The sequence below is a fragment of the Bacillus sp. JJ783 genome, assembly GCF_036963225.1.
Lineage (GTDB): Bacteria > Bacillota > Bacilli > Bacillales > Bacillaceae_G > Bacillus_A > Bacillus_A cereus_U.
In genome coordinates this window covers 1-13,961 of the sequence record NZ_JBALMG010000228.1, presented here as the reverse complement: position 1 = coordinate 13,961, position 13,961 = coordinate 1, and the positions used below count along the sequence as shown (strand labels likewise).

Below are 13,961 nucleotides of genomic sequence, written 5' to 3'. Positions count from 1 at the left end.
ATAGAGTTATTTTGGGAACTCCTCGGTAATGGGCGAAACGTAAACCGTGGAGTTCTTTATTTTGTGATTATAGGCATATGTATCACTGTCATTAAGTATTTGCTTTCATTCATTATCCGTCAAGATCAAGTTTTCGAAGTTTAGAAAGATAAACTGAATAATATTAATAAGTTGTATAATTGTTTTTTACATGTCATGAATGGGCACGTATCAAGTTCAAATAACGGATGCATAATATTATTTTCATAGGATTTTAAACATATTTTTCAAAGGGGTGTTCTTTAAATGTTTATAAAACCTATAAATTTAGCGATTCGATTTTTTCTAGAATTATGTGCTCTTACATCACTATGTTATTGGGGCTTTCAATTTTGGGAAAGTGTATATGTGAAATTTATTTTTGGCATTGGCTCACCACTACTTTTTGCGACAATATGGGGGATTTTCATTGCACCTAAAGCATCATTAAAACTGCCAGAACCATATAGGTTTATGTTGGAAATCATATTGTTTGGAGTTACCTCAGTTGCTCTATATGTTGTTGATCAAATAACCTTAGCTATTATTCTTGGAATGGTATTTATAATAAATCGCACTTTAATCATTATTTGGAAACAATAATTTTTTTGCTAAGTTTCTTCACGAAAGGGACTTAGCATTATTTAAGGTGTAGGAGTAACGAAATATGGATAAATTTAAGCGCTTTAAATTTTGGGATTTTGTTGTTTTATAGTACATTAACAAGAGATATTAGTTTCATAGGGAGGGTGAGGAAATGATAGATACAGCAGATGCTTTAATAAGTAAGCGTATGTATACAGAAGAAGAGCAACAAAAATTATATAAACGAACGTTAATAATCGTAAGTATTTCACAAATGTTTGGCGGGGCGGGATTAGCTGCTGGAATTACAGTAGGTGCACTTCTTGCACAGCAAATGCTTGGAACAGATGCATATGCAGGATTACCGGCTGCTATGTTTACATTGGGATCTGCGGTAGCAGCTTTTATAGTAGGAAAGCTTTCACAACGATATGGACGCCGGGTAGGACTTGCGACAGGTTTTATGGTAGGGGGACTTGGGGCTATTGGTGTTGTAATGGCAGCTTTAACAAATAGTATTATTCTCTTACTTGTTTCTTTGCTTATTTATGGTGCGGGTACAGCTACGAATCTACAAGCTCGTTATGCTGGTACAGATTTAGCGAATAAGAAGCAACGAGCAACTGCTGTTAGTATTACGATGGTTATGACGACTTTCGGTGCAGTAGCGGGGCCAAATTTAGTAGGTGTAATGGGGGATTTTGCCCATTCAATTGGAATTCCTGAACTAGCTGGTCCGTTCATATTATCGGCAGCGGCATTTATACTTGCGGGCCTGGTACTCTTCGTTATGCTTCGTCCAGATCCGTTAATTATTGCTAACATAATAGAAACATATAAACAGGAACATACATATAAAGGACAATCGGTAACTAATGAAACGTTAGAAAATAAAAGGGGCATTACCGTCGGAGCAATCGTTATGATACTTACTCAAATAGTGATGGTTGCGATTATGACTATGACTCCAGTTCACATGGGACACCATGGTCATGGACTAAGTGAAGTAGGGCTAGTCATTGGATTCCACGTAGGGGCAATGTACCTTCCATCACTTGTTACAGGAATTCTTATTGATAAAGTTGGTAGAACAGCGATGAGTATTGCTGGTGGGGTGATTTTACTTGCAGCTGGTGTCATAGCTGCGATAGCACCGAGTGATTCTTTAATACTATTAATCGTTGCTCTTTCTTTACTTGGATTAGGATGGAATCTCGGATTAATAAGTGGTACTGCTCAAATTGTTGATTCAACGGAGCCTTCCACACGTGCAAAAACACAAGGGAAAATAGATGTGTTTATTGCACTGGCAGGAGCTTCTGGGGGAGCAATGTCAGGAATGATAGTAGCGAATTCAAGTTATGCAGCATTATCATTAGCGGGAGGAGCTATAGCCTTACTGCTTATTCCAGTTGTGATATGGTCTCGGGCAGGTAAATAAAATTAAGATAAAAGAAGCTGCATTCAAAGGGAGGTAACCAATCTTTGAATGCAGCTTTTTTTTGCAATTAACTAATAGTCTAACTGGAATCGTTGATATACTTTGAGTTGTGATAGATAAATTCAGAAAATCGTTTATATAATTTCATTTACCGTAATGTTAGTTGTATAAAAGAAAATTTCAGTTTAAATCCCACTCCACGATAAGCCCTAAATGCGTAAGTCCACCGCCAAAACCGTACAGTAAAAGTATATCTCCGTTAATTAATTTCCTATCTTTTCTAAATCGTTATTAGACAATATTTGATCTGGAACATAAGTACCAATTGCAGTAATACGAGATTTAGAATTCATAGGAACATCTCCTAACTTATTTTTATAACCTGATAATAATATCAGGTTATAAAAATGTCGATAAAGACTTTTATTGTATTGAAACGATAATGTTTAATTCACTATGGAGGAATTTGGCGAATGACGTAAAAATAATATACGGAAAGCTTCTAAAATTGATAATGTGAAGGGGTCTGAGATTCTTGAAAAGAATCGTTTATTTGTTGTTTCTTGTTTTAATTTGTAGCTTTACTTTTTTTATTTTGTCAGAGAAATCTTATGCTTGTGACTGTAGTAACGTATCACCAGAAGATGCATTTCAAAAAACTGATGTAGTGTTTGAAGGTAAGGTGTTAGAAGTTCAAGAGAAAGATGGAGGCGGAATTAAAACATTATTTGAAGTGAAGAAAATTTGGAAAGGGACAAGTTCTTCGCAAATTATTATATATACAAGTGTGAGCAGCTGTGGATTTCCTTTTGCAGAGGGAGGAGAGTACTTAGTCTTTTCTTCATATAGAGGAGAGGGGAAATTAGAGACATCTATCTGCAGTGGGACAAAGAGGTTAGATGAGGCAGAGGCTAAGAAAAAGGCTTTAGCTCAAATTGCGAAGGAATCTGTTCCGACGAAGAAAGTGGATTTAAAAGATGAAATGGTGAGCGGTTTAAGTTGGTGGCAAGTGACTATCATTTCTATAGGTGTGTTATTAATAATTGTTGTTATTTTCATTGTGAGAAGAAATCGCAAAAAATGACGATTAAAGTAAAAATATAAAGATTTTCTTTCTGTTTCTATAGGTGGTTTAATCTTGTGAAAGCGAATTACTTATGCTACACTTTATGTAACTTAAAATGAACGGAGGGGCTTCCTTTGATCTTAATCAGATTACGTCTCAATACTTTGTGCCGATAATTGAATAGCGCTCAAAGACTCTGTCTGTGTGCAGAGTGAACGGGATTGGTCTGCCTATTTTAAAGGAACCCTTTATTAAGCTTATATGTGAAAAAGAGGGAGGGACGAATACGCCCTCTTTTTGTTTTGCCTTTATAAATAGAATGGGCTAGTATAGGTGAACACTTGTTGGATACGTATACTATCTTAGGACTTTTTGACCATGGATAGGACGAAAGCACTGCTTTCTTCTATTTCTTTGGTGAACCCTTATCCGTTTACGAAAACACGGGCAGTGACCTGTGTTTTTTATTTTGCGTAATCGAAATGGAGGAATAAATATATGGAAGAATTATTACAAAGAGCAATATTAGTTGGAGTAAATTTAGGTAAGGAAGCTGATTTTGCATATTCGATGGAAGAGTTAGCAAATCTTACGGAAGCTTGTGATGTGGAAGTAATCGGTCAAGTGACACAAAATTTACAACGAGTAAATCCGTCGCATTATATTGGAAAAGGGAAGATTGAAGAAGTAGCAGCGTATGTGAAAGAAGCAGATGCAAATATGGTCATCTTTGATGATGAATTATCTCCTTCACAAATTCGGAATTTAGAAGAAGATTTAGATTGTAAAGTAATTGATCGTACCATTTTAATTTTAGATATCTTTGCGCAACGTGCGAAAACGAAAGAAGCACAGTTGCAAGTAGAGGTGGCCCATCTTCAGTACATGATGCCTCGTTTAATTGGTCTTCGTGAATCTTTAGGAAGACAAAGCGGGGGAGTTGGCACGAAAAATAAAGGTGTCGGTGAGAAGAAGTTGGAATTAGATCGTCGTAAAATTGAAGAACAAATTGCAGCTCTAAATAAAGAATTAGAAGCACTTGTTGCGCAGCGCCAAACGCAGCGTAAACAACGTAAGAAAAATGAAATTCCAGTAGTGTCATTAGTAGGATATACGAATGCAGGTAAATCAACGATAATGAATACGATGCTTGAAATTTTTAATGGAACTGTAGAGAAACAAGTATTTGAAAAAGATATGTTATTTGCGACGTTAGAAACATCTGTACGAAATATTGATTTGCCAGATAATAAATCATTTTTATTAACGGATACAGTTGGATTTGTAAGTAAATTACCGCATCATCTTGTGAAAGCATTCCGTTCAACGCTAGAGGAAGTGGCGGAAGCAGATTTACTCATTCACGTCGTAGATTACTCAAATCCCAATTATGAGCAATTAATTGATATTACAAATGAAACGTTAAAGAAAATTGGCGTGAAAAATATCCCGACGATTTATGCATATAACAAATCAGATTTGATAGATGTTGAAATTCCAAAAGTGCAAGAAGATCGCGTTTATCTATCTGCGAAGAAACATGTTGGAATTGAAGAGCTTGTAGAAGTGGTTCGTTCACACATTTATAAAGAGTATACGAAGTGTGAAATGTTAATTCCATATGATCAAGGACAGGTAGTTTCGTATTTCAACAATCATGCACACGTTTTATCTACGAGTTATGAAAACGAAGGTACGAAAATGGCACTAGAATGTAAGACGAGTGATTATGAGAAGTATAAGCGTTTTTCTATTTAATAAAAAAGGCGATCCTAATATGCTTTAGGGTCGTCTATTTTTTCATAGTTGCAAGCCTTCCTTTCGTCCTGCCTTAGTATAAAAGAAAATACAGAGAGTTCATATAAATAAATCCGACAAAGCATATAGAAAAAATATATTTTTTTACAAGTTGAATTTCTGGAAATAGAAACGAAACCAGTATAGAATAGAAATGTTTCAAAACTCAGAATTTATTACACTTACTGTAATAAATATATATTTTGTACAGGAAGGAGAGATTCGTATATGCAGGCAGTTTCACAAAAAAGTGCAGTGGAAACACCGACGATATATCGAATATTATTTGCGATTAGTTTCGGACATTTTTTAAATGATTCGATGCAAGCAGTTGTGCCAGCGTTGTTTCCTATTTTGGAAAAAACGATGAATTTATCCTACATGCAAGTAGGGTGGATAGCGTTCGCGTTAAATATGACGTCATCGATTATGCAGCCGGTTTTTGGTATGTATTCAGATAAGAAGCCGTCACCATTTTTATTACCACTCGGTATGTTTTCGAGCATGCTTGGGATGATTGGGCTCGCGTTTGCCCCGAATTTTATTATTGTTATTATTTCTGTTTTATTTATTGGATTAGGTTCCGCAGTCTTTCATCCAGAAGGTGCCCGGGTTGCTTATATGGCAGCAGGTGCCAAACGTGGTTTAGCACAAGCGATTTATCAAGTGGGAGGAAATACAGGGAATTCGCTAGCACCTATTTTTACAGCGCTCATTTTCGTTCCACTAGGTCAAATTGGTTCTCTAGGTTTTACTGCTTTCGCAGCGGTAGGGATTGTATTGTTACTTTTTGTTTCAAATTGGTATAAAAATGAATTAGCGACTGGTGCTGTAAGAAGGAAAAAGAGGGCTGCACTTGAGGCTGAAAATGCGATTGTAAGTACGCACATTAAATTTGTTATTATACTTCTTGTTTTTTTAACATTCGTACGTTCTTGGTACGGTGCTGGTATCGGGAATTTCTATCAATTTTATTTAATAGAGCATTACGGTTTATCGATAAAAAATGCACAGTATTTCGTCTTTGCTTTTATGATTGCTGGTGTATTAGGTACTTTCTTTGGTGGTCCGCTAGCGGATCGATTCGGTAAGAAAAAGATCATTGTCTTTTCGATGCTCGGTTCAGCACCGCTTGCACTATTGTTACCGCACGTTTCTCTTATGTGGGTTGTACCGTTGTTTTTATGCATCGGATTTATTAGTTCTAGTAGTTTTAGTGTAATCGTTGTATATGCACAAGAACTTGTTCCAGGTAAAGTTGGAATGGTATCTGGATTAATTGTCGGCCTTGCGTTTGGCCTTGGAGCATTAGGTGCTGTAGTTCTTGGGAAATTGGCTGATATGTATAGTCTTCAGTTTATTATGCTATTATGTAGTTGTTTACCATTAATTGGACTAACTTCATGGTTACTGCCAAATGATAAGAAAACGATAGAATAGGAGATGCGCTATGAAAGTATGTGAAAACGTTACAGAATTAATAGGAGATACACCTGTCGTTCGATTATCTAAATTTATTCCAGAAGACGCGGCGGATGTGTATGTAAAACTGGAAATGTTTAATCCGTCACGCAGTGTGAAAGATCGTGCTGCTTTTAATTTAATTCATATTGCGGAGGAACACGGTCTCATTAAGCCGGGTGATACAATTATTGAACCGACAAGTGGAAATACAGGAATTGGTTTAGCGATGAATGCAGCAGCCAAAGGATATAAAGCAATTTTAATTATGCCAGACAATATGTCCAAAGAGCGTATTAATTTATTGAAGGCATACGGCGCAGAAGTAGTTTTAACACCGGCAGAACAAAGAATGCCAGGAGCAATTGCGAAGGCGGTAGAGTTACAAAAAGAAATTCCAAATAGTTTTATTCCGCAGCAATTTGAAAACCCAGCAAATCCGGATGTTCATCGTTATACGACTGCACTTGAAATTTATGAACAAATGGATGGAGAGCTTGATGCATTTGTAGCAACCGCAGGAACAGGTGGAACAATTACAGGGACCGGTGAAACATTAAAAGAGAAACTACCAAACTTATATATTGCAGTAGTAGAACCGAAAGGATCACCAGTGTTATCTGGTGGTGTTCCAGGCCCTCATAAACTAGTCGGAACAAGTCCTGGTTTTATTCCAAAAAACTTAAATACAGAAGTGTATAACGAAATTATTCAAATTGCAGATGAAGAGGCATTAACTACAATGAGGAACTTAGCAGGACAAGAAGGATTACTAGTAGGGCCATCTTCAGGAGCTTCTGTTTACGCCGCAATTATGATAGCGAAGCGTCTAGGTGCTGGTAAAAAAGTTTTATGTATTGCACCTGATACAGGGGAACGTTATTTAAGTATGGGGCTATTTGAATAAAAGTGATAGAAGCACCTTAGTAGTAGGATGAAAATCCGCTATTAAGGTGTTTCTTTTAGAAAAATAGAGAATGGGTGAGTGGAGAGAATAACAATGAAACTATTGAAACCAACATATGAATATAGCGAACAAATTATGGAGTATCGGCAGGCATTTTTAAATTCAGGAGAACAACCGCACGGTAGTTGTTCTATACAAAATTTTGATTCTCTTGATGAATGGTTTGAAAAAGTGAGTATACAAGAAGCCGGCGAAAACTTACCATTTAATCGAGTGCCGTCTAGTCAGTTTTTAAGTTTGGAGAAAGGAGAATTAATAGGTTTTGTGAATATTCGACATCGATTAAATCCAGAATTATTGCTGGAAAGTGGTCATATTGGTTATAGTGTCCATCCGAATAAGCGTCGCCAAGGTTACGCTACGAAGCAACTGCAACTTTCATTGGCTGAGGCGCAAAAATTAGGATTGAAGAAAGTGTTAATAACTTGTGATAAAGCAAATATTGGTTCGGCTAAAACAATCCAAAAGGTTGGCGGTGTGTTAGAAAATGAAGTAGTTTCTTCTAATTCTGGCGAAATTGTTCAGCGTTATTGGGTAGAAATTTGATTAAGTGAATTTCAAAAAAGTGAAAGTGGTCAAGGGAATACAAGATGCAATATTGAAATAAATAAATGTAAATAAAGGAGAAGGGTATAGTTATAGGGGGAAATGAAATGGGATTAAAAGAGAAAGCGATAGAAATATCGGAGATTTATAGGGAAAACCCGAAAGTCGAAGCTATTATTTTAGCAGGTTCTGTAGCGAGAAAATTAGAAGATGAACATTCTGATATCGAATTACATATTTTATGGTCAGCTCCACCTGAAGATGAAGAGCGGCAAAATCCTATACATAGTATTGGTGGAACGATTTTGTCATATTATTCTTATGAGGAAGAAGAATGGTCGGAAACGTATTTGACGAAAGAAGGAATTAAACTAGAAATTAGTAATTTTTTAACAGTGACAGTAGAAAAGGTTATTTCAGAAGTTGTAGAGCAGTATGATATAAATTATGAGAAACAATGTATTGTATCATCGGTTGATGATGGTGTGAGTTTGTATGGAGAAGTGAAAGTACATGCTCTAAAAGATAGAGTCGAAACATATCCAGAAGAACTGGCGAAAAGGATGATTTCAGAAAATCTTTGGTTTAGCAAGCGTTGGCATAATCGAGAGGCGCTTTTAAAACGTAAAGATTGGCTTATGCTATATGATGTCATTTGTGAAGTGCAAAGGGATTTATTCGGTGTTTTATTCGGTTTGAATAGAATGTACGTGCACCATCCTGCATTTAAATGGATGCCATATAATGTGGAACGAATGAGTATTAAACCTGAAAATTTATATGAGCGTATGGCGAATACGTTGATAAGGAAACCGGAGTATAGTGTACAGGAGTTAGAAGTGCTAATTGAAGAGGTATTACATTTAGTAGAACAATATGCTCCGGAGTTAAATATCGTTGAACAACAAAAGCATATTCAATATGCGAAGTGATAAAACAAGAGATGTAACAACGCGTTACATCTCTTGTTTTTTATTTTACTAACTTTCCTAATACAGGCAAACGTTGAATACGATCACCGAGAATATGCGAAGCAAGTCCACTTGTTAATACGAATAAAAGATAAACAAGTCCTCCTGCTGATGCGCATATAAACACAATAATCAGTGATTCTATATAAGATTGGCCAGGAATAATCCAGCTTATAAATGCTCTTAATGCGATTACAACAGCAGACATTGCCGCGGAGTAAATCGTAATAAGAAATACTGTTTTTGCTGTTTCGCCAATTTTAAATTTCGCAAACTTAACGATGCAGTACAACATAATAATATTTGAAATGAGATATCCAAGAATTGTTCCAAGTACAGCGCCATGTCCACCGAATAAGTGTAAAAGTGGTGTGTTCAGCACAATTTTAACGAGAATACCGACTGAAAATGCAATCATTGTTTTTCTTTGATAATCAATTCCTTGTAATATGGCTGCTGAAACTGTGAAAATCGCACTTAATATAGCAGACGGTGCAAATGAAATTAAATATTGTGATCCACCAAGTGCAATTTCAGGATTTACATAAACCATGCGGAATGCATCGTAAGCGATACTTGCTAAACCGAATGCGGCTGGGATAGTGAAGAATAGCAATACTTGAAATATCTTTGAAATTTGTCCTTGCAATTCATCTAGCTTCCCGCTTGTATAAGATTTCGTAATAGCTGGAATTATCGTTAATGAGAATCCAGTTGCAAGTGAAGCCGGAATCATAATTAACTTTTGTGCATAGTTCGTTATATAAGCGAAAACGGCATTCGCGGTTTCTAAAGGCTCTCCCATCGCTCTAAGGACATCAGCTACGGTATATTGATCTACTAACGTATAGAGTGGAATTGCAATACCAACAAATACAATTGGGATTGCATATCGAAGTAATTCCATATAAATATTTTTTAATGGAATATCGGATGCCCTTGACTTGAATTCACCTTCAGGAGGCTTTAATCCGTTATACTTTTTCCAGTACAGCATTAAAATAGAGACGCTGGCAAGTGCCCCGATAACAGCGCCAAACGTAGCAACTGCAACAGAAGAAGCTACTGAACCTCCTAATATTTTGGAGACGATGAAGCTACCAACTAAAATGAAAACAACGCGCGCAATTTGTTCCACAACTTGAGAAACAGCACTTGGTTTCATATGTTGAAAGCCTTGGAAATAACCACGTGTAACACTCATAGCTGGTACGATAATAAGCGCGAAACTTAATGCTCGCATTGTAAGTGTTACGTCGGCGATAAATTGTGGATCTGGTGTTTTCGAGCGAATAATAAATTGTGATATGTACGGTGCTCCAATAAATAAAGTTAAAAATCCTAAAAAGCCCATAAACAACATCAATTTTACGCTCGAGTTATACAATTTTTTACTTGTACTATAATCACCAAGCGCATTATGTTTTGCAACAAATTTTGAGACGGCAATTGGAATACCAGCTGTTGAAAAGCTTAATAAAATACCGTACCAAGAGTATGCATATCCGTATAAAGCGACCCCTTGCGTTCCAACTAATAATTGAAAGGGGAAAAAGTATATAAAACCTAAAATTCGTGAAATCATTGTTGCACCGCTTAATAAAGCAGTACCCTTTAAAACTTTTGAAGTAGACAAAATTCTTTCCTCCTACTCGTGCTGCCTTGCATTTATCGTATACTACTATAAACCTGTTAGAGAAGTTAATACAGTATAAACCATAAATGTTCTAATACTATTCATTTAAAAGTCATATTTTGAATTTTAAAATAGAATGTAATGCATAAAATTTCAAAATATAAGTTGACACTATTTTTAATGTATGATAAAAATGATAGTAATCAATTCGGAAAATAATATTTGAGCAATGAAAGGGTATAGTAGTGAAAATCTCCCTATTTCAGAGAGCTGATGGTTGGTGTGAATCAGTATATAGATTATTCATGAAGTTCGTCCTGGAGCATCTTTCATAAATCTCACATTGTGAGGAAATGAAAGACGGTAGTGCATACCGTTATCAAATAAAGTGGTGAAGATTTTTTTCACAACTAGGGTGGTACCGCGATATATATCGTCCCTACGTATTTACGTAGGGACGTTTTTTATTTAGGTCTTAACTTTGTTGTGTCTTCATAACTAGGGTGGTACCGCGATATTTTATCGTCCCTACGTATTTGCGTAGGGGCGTTTTTATTTAGGGCTTACTTTTGTTGTATCTTCATAACTAGGGTGGTACCGCGATATATATCGTCCCTACGTATTTACGTAGGGGCGTTTTTTATTAGGGAGGAAGTGAGTGTATTAGAAAAGAGTATTGATAGAACAATATAAATACTGAATTGTAAAATAAAAATAGAAAAAGAGAGGAGATAAAAAGATGAATTCACAGCAATGGACATCGAAATTAGGTTTCGTATTAGCTGCAGCAGGTTCAGCAATTGGTCTTGGGGCGATTTGGAAATTCCCGTATATGGCCGGAATCGGAGGAGGCGGAGCGTTCTTCCTTATTTTCATCGGTTTCACATTATTAATTGGTTTACCGCTATTATTAGCTGAATTCGTTATTGGAAGAAGTACACAAAAAGAGGCTGTTGATGCGTATAGAGAGATTGCTCCTAAAACGTTATGGCCGTGGTTAGGTAAATTAGGGATTGTAACATGTTTCATATTACTTTCTTTCTACAGTGTTGTAGGGGGCTGGATTTTATTATACTTATGGAATGCAATTACAGGTAGACTATGGGAAGGGAATGGAGCATACGAAGCTACGTTTGGTGAAATCATTTCCAATCCGTATTTAGCAGTTGGATCGCAGCTATTATTCATCCTTATTACTATTTTTATCGTAAGTAAAGGTGTACAAAATGGTGTTGAAAAAGTAAATAAATATTTCATGCCAGCGCTATTCGTTTTATTCTTTATATTAATTGTTCGTGCACTTACGTTAGACGGTGCTGGAGAAGGAGTTCGATTCTTCTTACAACCTGATTTCTCAAACGTAACATCAGAAATCATTTTATATGCAATGGGGCAATCGTTCTTCTCGCTATCTGTCGGTGTAGCCGTTATGGTAACGTATAGCTCATACTTACCGAAAGAAGAAAGTTTACCGCGTTCAGCATTTTCTATCGTAGCTTTAACACTTGTTATTACATTACTTGCAGGACTTGCAATTTTCCCAGTTGTGTTCGCATTTGGAATGGAACCATCTCAAGGACCAGGACTATTATTTATCGTATTGCCAGCTATTTTCAGTAAAATGGCGTTTGGAAAATTATTCTTCATCGTTTTCTTATTACTATTCTTCTTTGCTACTATTACATCAGCAATTTCGATGTTAGAAATTAGCGTTGCATCTTTAACAACAAAAGGTAAAAGCAAAGGGAAACGTGAAAAAATGGCTTTAATTGTTGGGTTGTTAATCTTTGTTGTTGGGGTACCATCAGCATTATCATTCGGTTTGTTAAGTGATGTGAAACCATTTGGGAAAACAATTTTTGATTTAGCAGACTATGCGGTTAGTAACATACTAATGCCACTTGGTGTTTTATTAGTTTCCATCTTTGTTCCGTTGAAAATGAAGAAAGATGTATTAATGAAAGAGCTTGGTGTAAGTAAAAATAAAGGCTATAAACTATTCGTATTATGGTTATTCTTACTTCGCTATATTGCACCAATTGCGATTATTATCGTATTCCTAAATGTACTTGGAATTATATAAAAAGAAAGGTAGCGTATCTTGGTATGATACGCTACCTTTTTATTTTTCTCTTTTTTGCAGTTCATTTACTGTTACGAATTGATACCCCTTTTTAGATAAAGAGTCTAAAATACCTTCAATGGTCTGCAGATTTTCATTAGATTTATCGTACATAGAGTGCAATAAAATGATAGAACCAGGTTTTATATTCTTGTTGACGTAGTCAATTTTGTCAGTTGCAGATTTATAAAAAGTATCAGGTTCAAGATTCCATGTGATAGTTTCAATATTATTTTTGTTTAAATAGTATGGTAGTCCTATTAGTTTCTTACCGTTGGGTGGCCTGAAATCAATTTCATCTGTATATCCTGTTTGACGGATTATCGAGTTCGTTTTTTCTATTTCTTCTTTAATAAAAGAAGGAGTTTTGAAAACCATTCTATTATGAGAATATGTATGGTTTCCAAGTTGGTGCCCTGATTGAACAATTGCTTTTCCTAATGGTAAATTGTTTTCTAATTCGTTTCCGATAACAAAGAAAGTAGCTTTCGCATTGTATTTATCTAGTAGTGGTAATATTTGTTTTACATTGTTAGTAGGACCATCATCAAAAGTTAAAGCAATCACTTTTTCATTCGTTTTAATGCGATTTGTTAAGTCTCCAAATAATTGAAAGCTTCTTGCGTTCATTAATTTGTATGTTCCGAATAAAGCTGTAGTAATAATGAATATTGTAACTATTGTAATGATTATTCTCTTCTTCATAACGCAACCTCACTATACTTTTTGATTCGATTAAAAAGTATTATATCAAACTGTGTAACTTGTTGCTTCAAAAATTGTGAAGATGCAAGGAGAGGGAATTTATCATATAATAAAATGCAAAAGGTATATTAGGAGGTGCTTATATGGCGATTACAATTCAATTGCCAGACACTGCAGCGTCTCATGCAAAGCCAAATATGGAAATGGCGATACTTTGCGTGAGGTAGACAAGTAATATACAATCAATCGCCAAAATGAGCTCGTATCATTTTTTATATTTGGCTTTGCACCTTATTGAAATGAACCATAAAAAATAAGGGGCGAGCAGAAATGAAATACGTAAAAGCTGCGACTGTTTTACCGGAAAGTTTAATTGCTGAAATTCAAAAGTATATACAAGGTGAAACAATTTACATTCCAAAACAAGAAACAAAACATTATAAATGGGGTACACGATCTGGCGGAAGAAAACAACTGGATGAAAGAAATAAAGCAATTAAAGACGCTTTTAAAAGTGGAATTGCAATTCATCAATTAGCAGAAGAATATTTTCTTTCCGGAGAAACGATTAAAAAGATTGTGTATTCTAAATAAACGAAAATAAAAGAGTCTGGTTCAAATATTATTTTGGTCTTATCCCTGTCAA

The 13,961-nt window shown here is 35.6% G+C and carries 12 protein-coding genes, 1 pseudogene and 1 other annotated feature; of the genes and pseudogenes, 10 read left to right on the top strand and 3 right to left on the bottom strand.

Going from position 1 to position 13,961, the window contains the following annotated elements; translation table 11 throughout:
• Positions 1–285 precede the first annotated feature (285 nt).
• Positions 286–621: a YrdB family protein gene (locus V7038_RS28800; RefSeq protein WP_002202446.1), complete on the top strand. Its 336-nt coding sequence runs from the start codon at positions 286–288 to the stop codon at positions 619–621.
• Between the two features lie 154 nt (positions 622–775).
• On the top strand, positions 776–2,044 hold the full coding sequence (locus V7038_RS28795) for an MFS transporter (protein WP_070170003.1): 1,269 nt from the start codon (positions 776–778) through the stop codon (positions 2,042–2,044).
• A gap of 272 nt (positions 2,045–2,316) precedes the next feature.
• Here the strand turns inward: V7038_RS28795 and V7038_RS28785 are convergent.
• Positions 2,317–2,397 (bottom strand): annotated as a pseudogene (locus V7038_RS28785) (3-oxoacyl-ACP synthase); the annotation flags it as partial.
• A gap of 182 nt (positions 2,398–2,579) precedes the next feature.
• Between V7038_RS28785 and V7038_RS28780 the strand changes: the two are divergent.
• From V7038_RS28780 to V7038_RS28755, 6 genes are all read left to right on the top strand, one after another.
• Complete coding sequence (locus V7038_RS28780; RefSeq protein ID WP_070139102.1) at positions 2,580–3,128, top strand: cobalamin biosynthesis protein CbiN; 549 nt, start codon at positions 2,580–2,582, stop codon at positions 3,126–3,128.
• A gap of 480 nt (positions 3,129–3,608) precedes the next feature.
• Positions 3,609–4,868 (top strand): GTPase HflX, encoded by a 1,260-nt coding sequence (gene hflX, locus V7038_RS28775; RefSeq protein ID WP_070170004.1) that lies wholly within the window; start codon positions 3,609–3,611, stop codon positions 4,866–4,868.
• Positions 4,869–5,135: 267 nt separating this feature from the next.
• Entirely contained in the window at positions 5,136–6,347 is a 1,212-nt protein-coding gene (locus tag V7038_RS28770) for an MFS transporter (RefSeq protein WP_002200936.1), read from the top strand.
• Positions 6,348–6,357: 10 nt separating this feature from the next.
• Positions 6,358–7,275 (top strand): cysteine synthase A, encoded by a 918-nt coding sequence (cysK, locus tag V7038_RS28765; protein WP_002200935.1) that lies wholly within the window; start codon positions 6,358–6,360, stop codon positions 7,273–7,275.
• A 93-nt stretch (positions 7,276–7,368) separates the two neighbouring features.
• Positions 7,369–7,881, top strand: a complete 513-nt coding sequence (locus V7038_RS28760; RefSeq protein ID WP_002202441.1) for a GNAT family N-acetyltransferase — start codon at positions 7,369–7,371, stop codon at positions 7,879–7,881.
• Positions 7,882–7,988: 107 nt separating this feature from the next.
• A complete protein-coding gene (locus V7038_RS28755; RefSeq protein ID WP_335696038.1) occupies positions 7,989–8,813 on the top strand; it encodes a DUF4037 domain-containing protein in 825 nt (274 codons plus the stop codon).
• A gap of 40 nt (positions 8,814–8,853) precedes the next feature.
• On the opposite strand, the gene V7038_RS28750 is transcribed toward V7038_RS28755, so the two are convergent.
• Complete coding sequence (locus tag V7038_RS28750) at positions 8,854–10,488, bottom strand: putative polysaccharide biosynthesis protein (protein ID WP_335696037.1); 1,635 nt, start codon at positions 10,486–10,488, stop codon at positions 8,854–8,856.
• 220 nt (positions 10,489–10,708) lie between these two features.
• Positions 10,709–10,932: a binding site (T-box leader), on the top strand.
• Between the two features lie 295 nt (positions 10,933–11,227).
• Here V7038_RS28750 and V7038_RS28745 point away from each other — a divergent pair.
• Positions 11,228–12,571 (top strand): sodium-dependent transporter, encoded by a 1,344-nt coding sequence (locus tag V7038_RS28745; RefSeq protein ID WP_002158375.1) that lies wholly within the window; start codon positions 11,228–11,230, stop codon positions 12,569–12,571.
• Between the two features lie 39 nt (positions 12,572–12,610).
• On the opposite strand, the gene V7038_RS28740 is transcribed toward V7038_RS28745, so the two are convergent.
• Complete coding sequence (locus V7038_RS28740) at positions 12,611–13,315, bottom strand: polysaccharide deacetylase family protein (RefSeq protein ID WP_335696036.1); 705 nt, start codon at positions 13,313–13,315, stop codon at positions 12,611–12,613.
• 330 nt (positions 13,316–13,645) lie between these two features.
• Here V7038_RS28740 and V7038_RS28735 point away from each other — a divergent pair, with 330 nt between their 5' ends.
• Positions 13,646–13,909, top strand: coding sequence for a CD3324 family protein (locus V7038_RS28735; protein WP_002202437.1), 264 nt, complete (start codon positions 13,646–13,648; stop codon positions 13,907–13,909).
• Positions 13,910–13,961: the final 52 nt, after the last annotated feature.